The 15,948-nt window shown below is 34.2% G+C and carries 18 protein-coding genes and 1 pseudogene; 1 reads left to right on the top strand and 18 read right to left on the bottom strand.

From position 1 onward, the window contains the following. Positions 1-48: 48 nt before the first annotated feature. The gene (locus tag AC0L5U_RS17925) at positions 49-915 is read right to left on the bottom strand and encodes a hypothetical protein (RefSeq protein WP_473417804.1); all 867 of its coding nucleotides are present in this window, start codon (positions 913-915) and stop codon (positions 49-51) included. A gap of 147 nt (positions 916-1,062) precedes the next feature. On the opposite strand from AC0L5U_RS17925, the gene AC0L5U_RS17920 reads away from it, so the two are divergent. Continuing rightward, positions 1,063-2,343: a Kelch repeat-containing protein gene (locus tag AC0L5U_RS17920; protein ID WP_473417803.1), complete on the top strand. Its 1,281-nt coding sequence runs from the start codon at positions 1,063-1,065 to the stop codon at positions 2,341-2,343. Positions 2,344-2,543: 200 nt separating this feature from the next. On the opposite strand, the gene AC0L5U_RS17915 is transcribed toward AC0L5U_RS17920, so the two are convergent. From AC0L5U_RS17915 to AC0L5U_RS17835, 17 genes and pseudogenes are all read right to left on the bottom strand, one after another. Beyond that, positions 2,544-3,707 carry a glycoside hydrolase family 117 protein gene (locus tag AC0L5U_RS17915; protein ID WP_473417802.1) on the bottom strand — a complete coding sequence of 388 codons (1,164 nt, stop codon included), beginning with the start codon at positions 3,705-3,707 and terminating at the stop codon, positions 2,544-2,546. A 113-nt stretch (positions 3,708-3,820) separates the two neighbouring features. Then, positions 3,821-4,144 (bottom strand): hypothetical protein, encoded by a 324-nt coding sequence (locus AC0L5U_RS17910; protein WP_473417801.1) that lies wholly within the window; start codon positions 4,142-4,144, stop codon positions 3,821-3,823. Beyond that, complete coding sequence (locus AC0L5U_RS17905; RefSeq protein WP_473417800.1) at positions 4,075-4,335, bottom strand: hypothetical protein; 261 nt, start codon at positions 4,333-4,335, stop codon at positions 4,075-4,077. The genes AC0L5U_RS17910 and AC0L5U_RS17905 overlap by 70 nt, the downstream gene beginning before the upstream one ends. A 32-nt stretch (positions 4,336-4,367) precedes the next feature. Next, entirely contained in the window at positions 4,368-4,733 is a 366-nt protein-coding gene (locus tag AC0L5U_RS17900) for an L-rhamnose/proton symporter RhaT (protein ID WP_473417799.1), read from the bottom strand. 233 nt (positions 4,734-4,966) lie between these two features. After that, a complete protein-coding gene (locus AC0L5U_RS17895; protein WP_473417798.1) occupies positions 4,967-5,323 on the bottom strand; it encodes an aldose epimerase family protein in 357 nt (118 codons plus the stop codon). Beyond that, entirely contained in the window at positions 5,298-5,909 is a 612-nt protein-coding gene (locus tag AC0L5U_RS17890) for an aldose epimerase family protein (RefSeq protein WP_473417797.1), read from the bottom strand. Before AC0L5U_RS17890 ends, AC0L5U_RS17895 begins: the two co-directional genes overlap by 26 nt. A gap of 22 nt (positions 5,910-5,931) precedes the next feature. Then, positions 5,932-7,027 (bottom strand): annotated as a pseudogene (locus AC0L5U_RS17885) (mandelate racemase/muconate lactonizing enzyme family protein). A 3-nt stretch (positions 7,028-7,030) separates the two neighbouring features. After that, positions 7,031-8,485 carry an aldehyde dehydrogenase gene (gene aldA / locus AC0L5U_RS17880; RefSeq protein ID WP_473417796.1) on the bottom strand — a complete coding sequence of 485 codons (1,455 nt, stop codon included), beginning with the start codon at positions 8,483-8,485 and terminating at the stop codon, positions 7,031-7,033. Positions 8,486-8,580: 95 nt separating this feature from the next. Beyond that, positions 8,581-9,342 carry an SDR family NAD(P)-dependent oxidoreductase gene (locus AC0L5U_RS17875; protein ID WP_473418329.1) on the bottom strand — a complete coding sequence of 254 codons (762 nt, stop codon included), beginning with the start codon at positions 9,340-9,342 and terminating at the stop codon, positions 8,581-8,583. Between the two features lie 30 nt (positions 9,343-9,372). Then, entirely contained in the window at positions 9,373-9,612 is a 240-nt protein-coding gene (locus AC0L5U_RS17870; protein ID WP_473417795.1) for a hypothetical protein, read from the bottom strand. After that, entirely contained in the window at positions 9,599-10,390 is a 792-nt protein-coding gene (locus AC0L5U_RS17865; RefSeq protein WP_473417794.1) for a zinc-dependent alcohol dehydrogenase, read from the bottom strand. Before AC0L5U_RS17865 ends, AC0L5U_RS17870 begins: the two co-directional genes overlap by 14 nt. A 175-nt stretch (positions 10,391-10,565) precedes the next feature. Then, positions 10,566-11,294: an IclR family transcriptional regulator gene (locus AC0L5U_RS17860; protein WP_473417793.1), complete on the bottom strand. Its 729-nt coding sequence runs from the start codon at positions 11,292-11,294 to the stop codon at positions 10,566-10,568. Positions 11,295-11,731: 437 nt separating this feature from the next. Then, a complete protein-coding gene (locus AC0L5U_RS17855) occupies positions 11,732-11,875 on the bottom strand; it encodes a hypothetical protein (protein WP_473417792.1) in 144 nt (47 codons plus the stop codon). Positions 11,876-11,963: 88 nt separating this feature from the next. Further along, the gene (locus tag AC0L5U_RS17850) at positions 11,964-12,527 is read right to left on the bottom strand and encodes a hypothetical protein (protein WP_473417791.1); all 564 of its coding nucleotides are present in this window, start codon (positions 12,525-12,527) and stop codon (positions 11,964-11,966) included. Further along, positions 12,478-12,990, bottom strand: coding sequence for an alpha-amylase family glycosyl hydrolase (locus tag AC0L5U_RS17845; protein WP_473417790.1), 513 nt, complete (start codon positions 12,988-12,990; stop codon positions 12,478-12,480). Before AC0L5U_RS17845 ends, AC0L5U_RS17850 begins: the two co-directional genes overlap by 50 nt. A 97-nt stretch (positions 12,991-13,087) precedes the next feature. Then, positions 13,088-14,965, bottom strand: coding sequence for an alpha-amylase family protein (locus AC0L5U_RS17840; RefSeq protein ID WP_473417789.1), 1,878 nt, complete (start codon positions 14,963-14,965; stop codon positions 13,088-13,090). Position 14,966: 1 nt separating this feature from the next. Further along, complete coding sequence (locus AC0L5U_RS17835) at positions 14,967-15,929, bottom strand: alpha/beta hydrolase (RefSeq protein WP_473417788.1); 963 nt, start codon at positions 15,927-15,929, stop codon at positions 14,967-14,969. Positions 15,930-15,948: the final 19 nt, after the last annotated feature.

Here is a 15,948-nt window from a genome sequence, read left to right as displayed (position 1 = left end):
TAGTTATTAATAATTAAAATTCTATTTAGAAAGATTGGGTTAAATCTATTAGTTTAAAATACCATTTCCGATAAATTTTTCAAACTTCGAAGGACTTCCGTTATCATCCCCAACTAAAAGATAATAAAACATACCACAGTCTGAAATGTCCGCATCACCACCTGAATGAGCCTGAAGTCTTGTGTACATCCATTTGATGTTTTTATCCTCATGATCTCTCATCCAAAACCAAACTGAAAAATCTTTTCCTGAGTGCCATAAATCATTTGGAACCGTTTTATTATTCTGATCTTTAATTTTTTTATACTTAATACGATTACCTGCTAAATCTTGAACATCTTTCCAAGTATGGTGGTATTCACGTCTCTTTTCATTCTCATTAAAACCACTATGAGACAAAAGATAAACATAATTTAAAGACTCTATATTACCTTGTTTAATGACTTCTTCAACAACTTGATATAAAAACTCAGACAATCCTGCATGCATAAAATATAAAGGATTATTTTTAGTAGACTTGCCCATTTCTGATGCTAAATTAAATAACGCTTGATTTTTCTGAGTGGTAACGTCAAATATCACGTCTTGGTTAAAACGCCATCTTTTTGCAGCGCCTTCACAACTTATCTTTAATTGATTTTCATGATCTGGACCAGCTGGTGCATCTATAAAATTATTGTAAGAACAATGTACTAGTTTTTTTTGCAAATTTAATTTAGCCATAATAGCGAACGAAGCTGCTGCTGCTCCCCAATCGTCCGGATCACCTGTTGGCCACTTATAATCATTATCTGGAGCGCTATTACCATCAAAACTTACTGCAATTCTGTTGTTATTATAAACCCATGGTTGGGCGTAAGTATTACAAGAATAAATATTGAGTAAAACAACAGAAAACACAATCAACTTTAACATCTAAAAAATCATTTAATCTAGTGGAAAAAACAAATATAACAATAGTTTTGTATTTTGTATACAAAATACAATATATTTAATTATTTTGCATACCTAATGCATCATTTCCAAAATTTTCGGAAATTGACACAAACATTAATTATAAAAATGAAATCACTTTTAATTTTATTACTATTCTTATCACCAATATTATCTATTGCCCAAGTAGATAATTGGATTGATAAAAATGAAAACGAAAATTATACAGCACGCCATGAATGTTCTTTTGTTCAGGCAGGCGACAAATTCATTATGTTTGGAGGCAGAGAGAACGCGCAGCAACTAGACACTTATGACTTTAAAAGTAATACTTGGAGCATGGGTGGAAAAGCTCCAAAAGAATTCAATCACTTTCAAGCGACATTTTATGAAGGGTTTGTTTGGGTAATAGGTAGTTTTAAAACAAATAAATTCCCAAAAGAAATTCCTGCCGGTTATATTTGGTTATACTTCCCTCCTACCAAAACTTGGATAAAAGGCCCTAAAATACCAGAAAACAGAAGACGTGGTGGTGCAGGACTTGTAGTTTACAACAACACGTTTTATTTAATTGGTGGAAATACAATTGGGCACAACGGAGGTTATGTTAATTGGTTTGATTCCTATAACCCCCGCACAAACACATGGACAGTTTTAGACAATGCTCCCAATGCCAGAGACCATTTTAGTGCAGTAGTTACAAATAATAAACTATACGCTATTGGCGGAAGACATTCTGGTGGAGAAGGTGGTGTATTTGGACCTCTAATTGCTGATGTTGATGTTTATGATTTTGAAACCAAACAATGGCATTCATTAAAAAACCCATTACCAACACCACGTGCAGCTCCTGGAGTTGCTTTATTTAATAACGAGTTATTTGTTATGGGTGGAGAAGGAGAAAAAGGTCCTGCTTATAAAAAAGTTGAAGCTTATAATTTAAAAACTAATAGTTGGGAAACGAAAACTGACATGAATTATGCTAGACATGGTACTCAAGCTATTGTTTCTGGAAATGGTATTTATATTGCTGGAGGTTCGCCTATGAGAGGTGGTGGAAGACAATTACATATGGAAGTTTACAATGAAGATAAACCCGAAGGTAAAAGATTGATTGCTTCTGAATTGAATACTCCTAAAAAAGTTTGTTTAAAAAGGGGGAGTTCAAAATCTATAAAAATTAAAATTGAATCAGGAAATACAGGTTGTTTTATTACTTCGGTATCTTTAGAAGGAGAAGCTAAAGATCAATTTAAGATTAATTCCACAGTTGATTTAACCTTATTAAATACCAACGAAAGTATCTTTTTAGGAATTAAACATCTGGGAGATAAAAAATACACTATGGCTGAACTTCATATTATCTATAACGGAACAGTTAAAAAGGTTATAAATCTAGAATCTAGATAAGCGATTTTTTAATAGTACATGAGAAAAGTTTATTCACACAAATTAAGACACTAATAACAAACCTATAAAAATCAGACCTACAAGGTTTTTAAAACCTCTCAGGTAATTGCCATTTTAAAAGCCCTTTTACAAAACAAAATATTAACTAATTAAAAATGCCATCTAAAAAAATTAGATGGCATTTAGGGATAAAGTTTAGTTTAATATTTAGTTATCCGTTTGAACATCTTTCTTTTTTCTCCATCTGGAGTTGCTTCACCTTTAGCGGCATGTGATGTTTTACGTTCTGAATCAAAACGCATGATACTTTGGTAATTATAATTATTATAAACATGAGACAATCCCCAATCAAAAATCTGAGTTGGGTTGTTATCTGTGGATTCTAGAGTTCTATTTAACCCAATTGCATGTAGCATATTAGCACCTTTAACAGCTCCTCTAATTTCAAAATTGATACCATCTGGAGACCATTGAAAAGTGTTTCTTTCAGGACCATCTGTAGTTATCAAAGAAGCTATACCACCTTGAGTTTTCCAAACTACTACTTCATGACCTGAATTTGAAATAGGGTTGAATTTAGATTTAACGTAAGGCCCTTTTGGATTATCAGCAATCGCTACACCATGACGAATTTGACGACCTCCAAATAAAATTTCTTCTCCCATTTGTTCTCCTTTATAGTATAAATAGAATTTTCCCTTAAAAGGAATAATACAAGGATCGTGTACTTTATGGGAATCAAAATCACCTTTTTTCTCAACTGCAAAACGGTTTTGCGCTTCCCCTTTCCAAATTCCATTATCAGCTGGACTTAAAATAGGTTCTTCACTTTTTGTCCAAGGACCATTAGGTGAGTTAGACCATGCTAAACCTACTTGATTTTTAACACGAACAGTATATGGCGATTTTACTGTTTGATAGCATAGATAATACGTATCCTCATGCTTCATAATTTCAACTGTAAACACAGAACGATCATCATAAGCTCCTTTTTCTCCTCTAAGAACCGCTGGCCCTTCTTCTTTCCATGTCCAACCATCTTCTGAAGTTGCGTACCAAATATCACAACGATCCCATGGGAATACTTTAGTAGTTTCTATATCTCCAGCAAAACCATCAGTTTCTCCAGTACTCCTAGAATACCAAACATAATATTTTCCGTTTTCTTTAATCATTGCAGAAGGATCACGACGTACAACTCCTTCTTCATAGGCTAAATCACCCTTAAGAGGTTGCATTGGATTGAATATACGATACCAATCATTCTCAACATAATTCCATTTTAGAGCCCTTTTCGAAGCCGCACTCAAATAATCTCTATTTGTAATGCCAAAACGGTCTAATTTTTCATCAGGTATTTCCATGATTTGATTTTGGTCTTTATGATTGCAGTCTTTAGTTTCGCTAATACATCCAAAAGATGCAAAACAAATACTTATTACAAAAATTTTACTAATTTATTCATAATTAATTTCTTTTATTTTAAACTATTACTATAAGCTACAATTAGAATCCCTAAAACCATACAGGTTAATCCAAAATACAAAAACCCCTTAGCTTTTCCTGATGCTTTAACCCATTCTTTTGTTATTATTCCACTAACAATTGCAGTTACTACGCAAGCTGTATTAAAAATAGCATATCCAACGGTGTTTCCACTCTCTCCAAGTTTGAAAGCTGCATAGGCAAACAATGCAGATGCAGCATAATGAAATACTGCCATTATTAAAATTAGGATAAAGTTTTTACCAAATGCTGGCGTTTTAAAATCTCCCATGCCTTTTTCTGCGATAATTGCCATAAAAAATATGCTGTCATAACAATACCACCACTTATAAATATAGGAAACATTACAGCTACTGCGGTTACCCATTCTGGGTTTCCTGCTGCTTGAGAAGCTTCGTGTAAATATGGTCTTCCAGCAGCGTTTGCATAACTAAAACCTGTAGCCAACAAGCCACCAATTACAGCAATTAAAATCCCTGTAACCATGGAGCCTTTGCCCTCTTTATTATCACCAGATTCTATTTCGTTTTTTCTCTAATAAGTCCCGCTTTTCCGTTGGCAAAAACACCAATTAATACGACTACCAGACCAATTAAAATAGTTGTAAAAACATTTGAAGCTGGCAAATCCTCTTCTAAATAAGGCAACAATGAACCTACTAAAATAATGGTCCCGATAAACAATGAAAAGCCTAGTGATAATCCAATATGGTTTATAGCCTTACCCCACATCATCACTCCTATTCCCCAAAGGAAACTTGTTAAACCCATTTTAATCCAAATATCTGTTGGCATGTTGCCGAAAATATCTCCAAAACCACTTATTAGTGCCACAGAAGCAATAATTGGTACAACAAACATGGTAAGTAGAAAAATAAACTCCAAGTATTTTCATATTTGAAATCCTTTGTAAACTTTTCAGGAAGCGCATAAAGCCCTAACATTAATCCAGCAAAAATCGCTAGTAATACACCTTCAATCATAATTATTTAATTTAGTTAGTATAAATTTTTACCAGTTGACATTTAAACTGGGTGGTACTTTTAAATGTGTCGCCAGCCTTGGTTATGGACTTTGGCGAGTTTTCAATATTTGGTCCGTTTGGATAACGGTGTGTTTCACAACAAAAACCCCCTATATTTCCCATACTGCTCACCGTTTTCACGCTTTATCGCATCTGAAGTATACTTTCCTGTGTATAACAACATACAAGGTTCAGTAGTTGATACCGTTAAAGAACGCCCAGAATCTGGGCATGTGATTTTTGCGGCTTCAATGAAATCTGCTTTTTCATTATCAAGAATATAGAAATTCTCAAAACCATCACCCATGCCTTGGTGCGCATCACCTATCTTCTTAGACTGGCGCATATCATCAGCAGCTCCTTCAACATTTACAACTTTTCCAGTTGCAGCCCCTGTATCATCACATTCCAATTTCTTATTGGCGTTAACCTTGGGCTTTATGACATTCAATATTTGAATGAAAAGCGTTCAAGTTAAAATAGGTGTGATTTGTTAAAGACAAAGGCGTGTCTTGATCTGACATAGCCGAATAATCAATAGTCAATGTGTTATCATCGTTCAATGTAAAACTTACCTCTACATCAACATTACCAGGAAAACCTTCTTCCAAATGGTTGCTTTTAAGAGACATTTTAACTCCTGAACCATTTGAGTTTTCGAATGTTTTAGCAGTCCATATTTTTTTATCAAACCCAAGAGCACCACCATGTAAATTGTTAGGCCCGCAGTTATCTGCCAATTGATATTCTTTACCGTTTAAGGAAAACTTAGCATCTTTAATTTGTGAACAATAACGACCAACAGTACCTCCAAAATAAGGAGCGTTTTCAACATAATCCTTTCCAAAATAACCATCAAGGGTATCAAATCCACAAGCTATATTTTCAATAACACCTTTACTATTTGGGACTTTTAAAGTAGTTATTGTTGCACCATAATTTGAAATTTTAACTTCAACACCATTGGCGTTTTTTAAAGCATATTCTTTAATTACTTGACCTGATAGTTTTCCGAAATCTAAAATCTGTATACTCATTTTAAATCGTGTTAAGATTAATTTATTTTTCCTCGTAAGGTGCTAATTTTTTCCAATTAAAAATCACGCCAACACCCGGATAATCTGGAGCAACTGCTCTGTAATTTTCAACTACTAAAGGTCTTGTTGTATATTCATCTATAGGAAAACTGTGTACTTCTAGCCAACCAGAGTTAGGTTGTGAAGACACTACAGCTTACGTGTAATTCTTGCATCCCGTGAGAACATGCTGGAATTCCGTGTTTATTTGCTAATCTTGCTGCAGCTAACCAACCTGTAACACCTCCACAATTGGAAGCATCTGGTTGTACAAAGGATAGTTTTGCTTGATCGAATGCATATTCAAATTCATGAATGGTATGTAAGTTTTCGCCCATTGCTAATGGAAAACCTGTAGCATCTACTATCTCTCCAAAACCTTTGTAATTATCAGGAATGATTGGTTCTTCAAACCATGTAATATCGTATTGTTTGAAACCTTCTATGGCTTTAATTGCTTTTTCAACAGTCATAGAATAATTGGCATCTACCATAAAAGTAACATCTGGACCAATATATTCCCTAACCGCTTTAATACGGTCTAAATCTTCTTGAAGATTTTCTCGACCAATTTTAATTTTTACAGCATTAAAACCTCTTTCAAGGTAGCCTTTCATATTGTTCAATAATTTCTCAATTGGATACATCAAATCAATGCCTCCACAATAGGCTTTACATGTGTTACCTTGTCCACCAGCCATTTTCCAAAGCGGTTGACCTGCTTTTTTACAACGAATATCCCACAAAGCGATGTCAACAGCAGAAATTGCAAAAGATGCAATTCCTCCTCTTCCAACGTAATGTACATGCCATTCTAAGAAATCATAAATCCCTTCAATATCAGTACCATCTTTACCAACTAAAACATCGGCAAAGTCATGTTCTACCATAGCCTTGATGGAAAAACCACCTTTACCACCAGTATAAGTGTAACCAGTACCCTCGCTACCATCTTCAAGGGTTATGGTTACTGTGACTAATTCAAAATGATAGTGATCTCCATGTTTTGCATCGGACATAACTTCTGGTAGTGGCACAGTAAAAAGTCGTGTCTCTACTTTTGAAATTTTTGTACTCATTTTTTATGCTTTATGTCTTATATAAAAAGTCTTCTTTTCTAAATATTGCTCAAAACCGTATTTTCCATCTTCACCACCAGAACCTGATAATTTATAACCGTTATGGAATCCTTGATGTTGTTCTCCATGACCTCTATTTACATAGATTTCACCATATTCTAATTCATCATTACACTTCATGATGGTATTCATATCATTTGTAAATACCATGGCAGCTAATCCATACTCACAATCATTTGCAAATCCGATAACCTCTTCAAAAGTTTTAAATTTTAAGACAGGTAAAATAGGGCCGAAAGATTCTTCATGAACAATGGTCATATCCTGAGTTACATTAGTTAAAACTGTTGGCTCAAACCAGTATCCTTTTTCGAATTGAGCACCCTCTGGACGTTTTCCTCCTGTAGCCAATGTTGCGCCTTCTTTAAGACTAACTGCTACTAAGTGTTCCATATGTTTTAATTCTGAAGCATTTACTTTAGGTCCCATATCGGTTTCTTCTAACATTGGATCACCTACTTTAATGCCTTTTGTTGCGGCAATAAATTTCTCCATAAACACATCATAAATACCTTCATGCACGTACATACGTTCATTACAAGTACAAACCTGTCCGCAGTTATCAAAACGAGAATGTAAAGCAGATTCTACTGCCGCATCAATATCAGCATCTTCAAATACAATAAAAGGTGCTTTTCCTCCTAATTCTAATTGAACATGTGTTAAATTTTGTGCTGCATTTCTAGCAATTTGTTGCCCTACTGGCGTAGAACCTGTCATGGTTACCATTTTACAAAGTGGACTTTCAACTAAGGCATTACCCATAGCACGACCTGGCCCTGTTAAAATATTGATAACTCCGGCAGGAATCCCTACTTTGTTAGCTAAATTCCCTAACTCTAAAGTTGCTAGTGGCGTTTCAGAAGTTGGTTTAATTACAATTGTATTTCCTGCAACTAAAGCTGGCCCTAATTTGCGACCTGCTAAAGCTAACGGGAAGTTCCAAGCTGTAATAGCTACTACAACACCACGTGGAACTTTTTGAATCCAAATTTGTTCATTTGGATTATCTGAAGGAATAATATCTCCTTCAATTCGTCTAGCACCTTCTGCTGCATACCTAATGAATGAAGCGGTAACAGCAACTTCAAAACGAGCTACCTTTAAAAGTTTACCTTGTTCTTTAGTTAATAATTCAGCTAAATATTCTGTGTTTGCATCAATTTCATCAGCTAATTTGTATAACAAATCTGCACGTTCACGAGCAGGTAATTTTTTCCACTCTTTTTGAGCTTTATCAGCATGCTCTAAAGTTTCTAATGCTTCTTCCGCTGTTCCGTTTTGAACTCTTGCAACTATTTTTTCAGTAGAAGGACTAACAATATCAATAGTTTCACCAGATGTTGACGTTATCCATTTCCCATTAATAAATAATTGGTATTCTTTTATTTCTGCCATTTTATTTAGTTTTTTTATACCTACAAAGTTTTTGAAACCTTGCAAGAGATTTATTCTCAAACTTTATAACTACTCCCTTTAAGGGTTAGGGGCTTTTATCTCCCCATCCAACCACCGTCTACAAGAACGATAGCACCATTCATATAAGCTGCAGCTTCTGATGCCAAAAACACAGTTGGTCCTGCAAAGTCTGTTGGTTTTCCCCAACGTGCTGCCGGAATTCTCGATAAGATAGATTCTGAACGAGCTGGATCATTTCTTAAAGCTTCAGTATTATCTGTTGCGATATATCCAGGAGCAATGGCATTTACATTTACACCTTTGCTTGCCCATTCGTTAGCAAATGCCATAGTCATTTGTCCAATCGCACCTTTACTTGCAGCGTACCCTGGAACAGTAATACCTCCTTGAAATGTTAACAATGATGCGGTAAAAATGATTTTACCATTACCTCTATTTACCATTTCTTTACCAATCTCTCTAGTTAAGATAAATTGTGCGTTTTGATTTACTTCAATCACTTTATCCCACATTTCGTCAGGATGTTCAGCTACAGGTGTTCTTAAAATTGTACCTGCATTATTTACTAAAATATCAATTTGACGATGGTCTGCTTTTACAGCTTCAATGAATTTGTACAATGATTTTCTATCTGAAAAATCACATTGATAAGCACTAAAGTTTTTACCTCTTGCTTTCACTTCTTTTTCAACCTCGCTTCCACTTTCTAAAGATGCCGAAACACCGATAATATTAGCTCCTGCTTCAGCTAAACCAATAGCCATAGCTTTTCCAATGCCTCTTTTACAACCTGTAACTAAAGCTGTTTTTCCTTCTACACTAAATGTGTTTAAAATACTCATTCTTTATCTTTTTAATAGTTTAATTTATAATGAACAATCCATAAGTACCTTCATACCATCAGGATTATTATCTATATTTTCAAATACGCTTTGAATATTACTTAAAGGTTGCACATCGGTTATCATATCTTCAAATGGCAACTCGTTTGCTGTAATTAGTTGAATTGATTTTTCATAATCTTCTTCTTCATATACACGAGCACCAATTAATTTTAATTCTTTCCAGAAGAATTTAAATAAATTAACTGGTTTAGGGTTCTCCATGTATAGCTACCATTAAAATCCTGCCTCTAATGCCCGCAACTTCAGTCATCACATCTAATGCCGGTTGCACACCTGCAACTTCAAAAACAACATCAGCTAAACGTCCTTCGGTTTGCTCACGAACATATTCAACCAGATCCACTTTTAATGGACTAACAGCATTTAATCCCATCTCTTTTGCTTTTGCAATTCTGATTTCATTTACTTCAGAAATAATCACATTTGCACCTGCATCTTTAGCAACCATTGCCACCAAAAGCCCGATAGGGCCACCTCCCAAAACAACAGCAGTTTCACCTGCAATTAATCCACTTAAACGTACATCGTGTGTTGCTACTGATAACGGCTCTATTAATGCAGCCAATTTTAAATCAGTATCTTCTTTTAACTTATGAAGTGTGAACGCTGGCACATTCCAATACTCTTGCATTGCACCAGGACTATCAATTCCAATAAATTTTAATTCTTCACAGATATGATTAAATCCTTTATCAGAAGGCTTAACTTTTCTATCATCTAAAGGACGAACTACAACTTTATCTCCTACAGAATAACCTGAAACCCCTTCACCTACTGCATCTATTACACCAGACATTTCATGCCCAATAGTTTCCGGAATATTAACTCGCTTATCCATCATACCGTGATAAATATGGACATCTGTTCCACAAACACCAACATAAGCTACTTTAATTCTAACCTCTCCTTTTGCTGGAGATTCAACGCTTTTTTCTAATACTTTGAAGGTTTTATTTCCTTCATACTGGGTTGCTTTCATTTTATTATTTTAGTTTCAAATGATAAACTTGTTTCTTATATGGAACAAATATACAAATATTTTATATTCAATTTTAAAAAATCGCATTATTATCTCGTTATGAACGATTTATACGAAAATCAAACTCAAAATATTTAAAATCTGAAAGAACAAAATACTATTAGGTAAGTAGGAATTAATTCTTTAAATACCCTAATTTAGATGAAATCTTCAGAGCATACTGAACTATTTCCTTGCCTTTCTTATCAAATTCACTATGTGGTAACCTTCCATGTGGAGCGGTAATCCATAAAGCTGCTACTGGATACCCATATTCATTAAAAATAGGAGCTCCAATACAATGAATACCTTGAATATCTTCACCATTATCAATAGCAAAGCCTTTTTTCTTGACTTCACCTAATTCTTCCCTAAATACATTTTTTGAAATAATAGTATTAGCAGTTAATCGTTTTAAAACGATTTTTTTCATTAGTTTATTTAATTCATCTTTTGGAAGAAATGCCATAATAGACTTTCCGCCAACAGAACTAAACAAATTAAAATGTGTACCCTGTTCTACATAAAGCTTAACCGGGTAAGATGAAGACACCTGTTCTAGAATAGCGCCTTTATTATCAATAAGCACCCCAAGCATTACAGATTCTTTCAAATCATCCCTAAGTGCTCTCATTACATCTATAGATAATTCTACAATACTTTGCTCGTTCATAGATGAAATACCAAGAGTGAGTAATTTTCTCGAAAGTGTTATTTTTTTAGTGGTTTCGTTTTTTTGAAGATAACTTTTAAATATTAAAGTACTAGTTATTCTGAATGCACTTGATTTGGAGATGTTTAAAGATTCAATAATTTCTGAAAGTGTTAAACCTTGCTTTTGATCGGCAAGTAACTCAATAATCAAAAGACCAGTTCCAAATTTGGAACATTGTAATTTGATTTTAAATCTAAGTTTTCTTTAGCTATTGGTTAGATGTTGCCAACAAAAATAACAATATTTAGTTAAGAGCAAAGATTATGTTGCCAAATCTGAAATCGACATTATTTTTCCAAAAGCATTATACTGTATTTTGAATTAAGATTAATCTTTCCATCTATGACTTTACAGAAATACCAGAATAAGCAACAACTAACTCTTCCCCATTTTCAAATACTTCAGAGACACCTGAACACTTTTTCCTTTTGTGGCAAGTCCAGGACCAACAACTACTAAATCTTTAAAGTTATTCCTTTTAGAAAAGCTTCTGTAAAATAAATAAGGTTTTTCTGTTATTATTTGATGAATACCTGCCCCAATAGCTGGATGATTTGCTCGAAACTGACCTATTTTCTGCCAATGTTTTAAGATTTCTTTTGTTTTGATGTTATTTTTATTGCATCCCAGTTCATAAAAGAACGCAATGTAGCATCTCCTTCTGTTCCCTCTATTATAAGAGAACGTGCTGATTCATCACCATAATACACTTGAGATACTCCTGGACACAACAACAATTTAGTTGCAGTTTCAAATGGTTTTTCTCTAGCTGGATCAAACGGTTGACCGTCGTCGTGGGAGCTTAAATAGTTTAAAACACTAAAGCCTTTTAAGTCTGAATTTAAAATATCTGGAATATTTTCTGAAATGCTCTTCTGTTGTCATTTGAGCTGCATTCCATTTGGCTTCAAAATTGATTAAGCCATCAAAAGCATTATCAAAATAATTCACTTTTTTATCTCCAAAATCGAACGCTTTAGTAGCTGAAATACCATAGTTATAAACCTCACCTACTAGATAAAAACTATTATCATCTAAAACTTTACTAGGATTGTTTTGTTTGAACTCCGCGAAAGCAAAATCACAAACTGACTTAAACTCTTGCCAAACATAAGATTCAGTATGTTTTACTGTATCTACACGATAGCCATCAATTCCAAAATCTGAAATGTAATCAGAAAGCCACTTCATAATGTAAAAACGAGGTGCTCTTGGATATTTTGTTCTTTCAAAAAACGCATTTAATTCAGCTACTTCTTGCTCATACCTACCTTCTACTTTCCATTTTTCAACTAATTGAGGAGGTAAATCAACGTTTTCATTATTTTCCGTTTTAATATCTGGTAAATTTTTTAACCAAGGTACATGCAACAGTACTTTCAAAAGATTGATAATCGCATTGTGGCTCAGTTCTAACCCATTCATCAGGCCACTTTACATCTTTATCAGTTACTGGTCCCGTGTGATTTATTACAGCATCTAACAAAACACGAATGCCATACTTATGAGCAACGTTTACCAATTCTCTTAAATCTTCTTCTGTTCCAAAATTAGAATCTATCGCAGTCCAATCACTAGTCCAATAACCATGAAACCCGTAACTCAATCCTGTGCCTTCATCTGTTCCACCATGAATTTGTTCTACAATAGGTGTCATCCAAATGGCATTAATACCCAAATTGGTAAAATACCCTTCTTTAATTTTTTGAATCACCCCTTTTATATCACCACCTTCAAAACCACGAAGTTTTCCTGTTTTTAGTGTTCTATCAAAATTTATATCATTAGACCTATCACCATTATTAAATCTATCGGTTAGTAAAAAATAAACGTTGCTGCTTCCCAAACAAAAGGTGTTTTTGGTTTTTCTGGAAGAACTTTCTTTTTGCCTTCGCAATTAAAAAAACAGAGTTGTTATTAGGATGATTATATACTTCATGATTCTATTTAATTTTTAAAATGAAAGATTCCAATACATCTAACTTTATTTTAATAGTTCCAATACCATTTTCAACCATTAGAGTTGAAACAAATTGTTTATACAATTGGTCTTCAAATTTATAACTCCTCTCTGATAATTTCCAATTAGAGATTACACTCTCAGGGATTTCTAGTTTAAATTCATACTTATTTTCAGCATCAAAATTTGAAACAATAATGAGTTTTTCATTATCACTCCATCGAACAAACGATAACATTTTATCATTATACCCTTTAGTATTTTTTCGGTTATACAAATGGACATCTTGATAGTTGCCAACCAAAGCGCTACTGCTTATTGTGAAATTTAAAAGTCGTTTATAAAAGTCTCTTAATTCTTTTTCCTCACTTGTTAATTGCCCTCCATCAAATTGTTTGTTATTTACCCAACGCTGATGTGCTGGCACACCTACATAATCAAAAATAGAAGTTCTTGTAGGCAAACCAAAACCTGCATGTTCTGAACCATCTTCTCCTACTTCTTGCCCGAAATAAATCATAGTTGGCGCAGTTGTAGACGTTGCTGAAACTACCATAGCAGGTTTACCTTTTTTTGGACTTCCTGCAAAATCTGGACTTGCCAAACGTTGCTCGTCATGGTTCTCTAAGAAGTGTAGCATGTGATGCTCAATATCTTTTAAATTATCAAGAATTGGTGGAATATGATCCGTTTTTCCTTCTCCTTGCATTACACTTTTTATGGTATCATACAACTGAACTTTATCATATAGATAATCCATTTTGCCTTTCTTTATATAATCCCTGTAAAGAGCTGGATTATAAACTTCTGCCATTAAAAAAGCCTCTGGGTTTTTCATTTTGATACTTGAGTTCAGATAACTCCAAAACTCAACAGGTACCATTTCTGCCATATCATAACGAAAACCATCAACACCTTTATCCAACCAAAACATGGCTATATCTCTAAACTTCACCCAAGAATTTGGAATAGCTTTATCTTTCCAAAAGTCAAAATGCATTTTATAATTTTCATTTTTAAAACCAATTGGAAGTTCGTCAAAATCTTTTTTTCCTTCAGGTGATATGCCATAATTCACCTTTACAGTTTCGTACCAATCATTCATATCTGGTTGTGATAACCTGGAGCCATTTCCGGTCCATTTTGCAGGTACCTCAGGAAATTCATTATCTTCCAAAAGGGGTTTTTCATCTCCAAGCGGTGTATAGCCATTTTTCCAAACAGGGACTTTAAACGCTTCATTGGGGTTATAATAAAAATTATTATTTATATGATAAACAACCGAAGTATCATCCTCTTCTCCAAAATCCTTAGCACCTTCTGGCTTAGAAATACTTTTATAATTTCTAGCCACATGATTGGGAACAATATCAATAATCACTTTTAAACCGGCGTCGTGGGTACGTTTAATGAGCGCTTCAAATTCTTCCAAACGATTTTTCACATTTACAGCCAAGTCAGGATTGACGTTATAATAATCCTTTACCGCATACGGTGAACCTGCACGCCCTTTTACCACATCTGGGTCGTCGTTTGAAATACCATATTCCGTATAATCATTGATAACAGCATGATGAGGCACACCCGTGTACCAAATATAGCTGACGCCCAAATCCTTGATTTCCTTTAGGGCTGTTTCAGTAAAATCATTGAATTTACCAACGCCATTTTCGGCAATAGTGCCCCAAGGTTTATTGGTGGTATTGGTGTTTCCGAACAATCTGGTAAACACTTGGTAAACCACCTCTTTTTTCTTGGCTATCTTCACATCAGTAACCTTTTCTTTAACTTCCTTTTTTTCTTTAGTGCAACTTAAGCCAGTCATTATTAAAGCTATTAATATGTATTGTATCGTTTTCATTTTAGTCATGTCCTAATAAAAATATGAAAGGCACATCCAACCTTTGGTTCCAGGCGTTTTCAGAATGGTCCGTTCCAGAAAACGCAATATTCTTTGTATGACCTTTCTCTTTAATTATTTTATCCGCTTTGTCTTGATAAGGCAAATACTTTTCATCCAAGGTTTCTGTGCCATAATCAAAATATATCTTATGGTTTTTGCTCTCAGGTAAATGTAATTTCATGTAGTCAAAGAAGGCATCAGGAATACCGTTATCAATATTGTCGTATGTACCAATCCAATGTGTTGACAGACAAGCGGCACCTCCAAAGACCTCCGGGTATTCACTAACGGCATACATAGAAATAAGTCCACCTCTGCTGGACCCCATCACAAAAGTGTTGTCTTTATCCGTCAAACAACTAAAACGAGTATCTATAATAGGTTTCAACTCTTTAACAATAAACTTTAGGTAATCATCAGAATTAATGGTGTTAATCCATTTATGTCTTTTACCCACCTCCAATAAAGAATCCTTGTCCTTTTGGTGCATTGCATTGAAAACCTTTTCGGGAAAATAATTGGAATTCCTTAATTCCCTGATATTCCAAATGCCAACAACAATAAAGTCCTTAACCTTCTTCTCCTCCATCAATTTGGTGGCCCATTCATCCACTTTCCATTCCTGTTTGTTCCAAGTCGTTGTTGAATCGAATAACATTTGACCATCGTGCATGTAAACTCCGGCGTATTTTTTCTCTTTTGAATAATCCTTTGGCAACCAAACATCAACAGGCCTTGGTGTTATATATTTTGATGGAAAACTATCTAAACGCATTAATTTTCCGCTAGATAATTGAACCTTAGAGTAATTTTTAAAAAAAACGGGGTTTTCTGTTTTGATATCTTGAGAACCGACTACTTTTGATTCTTGTTTACAAGAAATCATAAAGAAAAGCGTCAATATAAACACACTCCATTTCATACTTTTAGTTTTTAAATTC

This window comes from Jejuia sp. G7-7, assembly GCF_055808955.1.
The sequence above is the reverse complement of the archived record's forward strand: the minus strand, read 5'-3'. Positions and strand labels throughout refer to the sequence as shown.

What these genes read in the sequence shown, in the direction of transcription:
- AC0L5U_RS17865 (WP_473417794.1), bottom strand. Translation starts at nt 10,390, where the DNA reads ATGAAAGCAACCCAGTATGAAGGAAATAAAACCTTCAAAGTATTAGAA.
- AC0L5U_RS17925 (WP_473417804.1), bottom strand. Translation starts at nt 915, where the DNA reads ATGTTAAAGTTGATTGTGTTTTCTGTTGTTTTACTCAATATTTATTCT.
- AC0L5U_RS17920 (WP_473417803.1), top strand. Translation starts at nt 1,063, where the DNA reads ATGAAATCACTTTTAATTTTATTACTATTCTTATCACCAATATTATCT.
- AC0L5U_RS17890 (WP_473417797.1), bottom strand. Translation starts at nt 5,909, where the DNA reads ATGAGTATACAGATTTTAGATTTCGGAAAACTATCAGGTCAAGTAATT.
- AC0L5U_RS17915 (WP_473417802.1), bottom strand. Translation starts at nt 3,707, where the DNA reads ATGGAAATACCTGATGAAAAATTAGACCGTTTTGGCATTACAAATAGA.
- AC0L5U_RS17905 (WP_473417800.1), bottom strand. Translation starts at nt 4,335, where the DNA reads ATGGTTACAGGGATTTTAATTGCTGTAATTGGTGGCTTGTTGGCTACA.
- AC0L5U_RS17870 (WP_473417795.1), bottom strand. Translation starts at nt 9,612, where the DNA reads ATGGAGAACCCTAAACCAGTTAATTTATTTAAATTCTTCTGGAAAGAA.
- aldA (WP_473417796.1), bottom strand. Translation starts at nt 8,485, where the DNA reads ATGGCAGAAATAAAAGAATACCAATTATTTATTAATGGGAAATGGATA.
- AC0L5U_RS17910 (WP_473417801.1), bottom strand. Translation starts at nt 4,144, where the DNA reads ATGGCAATTATCGCAGAAAAAGGCATGGGAGATTTTAAAACGCCAGCA.
- AC0L5U_RS17835 (WP_473417788.1), bottom strand. Translation starts at nt 15,929, where the DNA reads ATGAAATGGAGTGTGTTTATATTGACGCTTTTCTTTATGATTTCTTGT.
- AC0L5U_RS17840 (WP_473417789.1), bottom strand. Translation starts at nt 14,965, where the DNA reads ATGAAAACGATACAATACATATTAATAGCTTTAATAATGACTGGCTTA.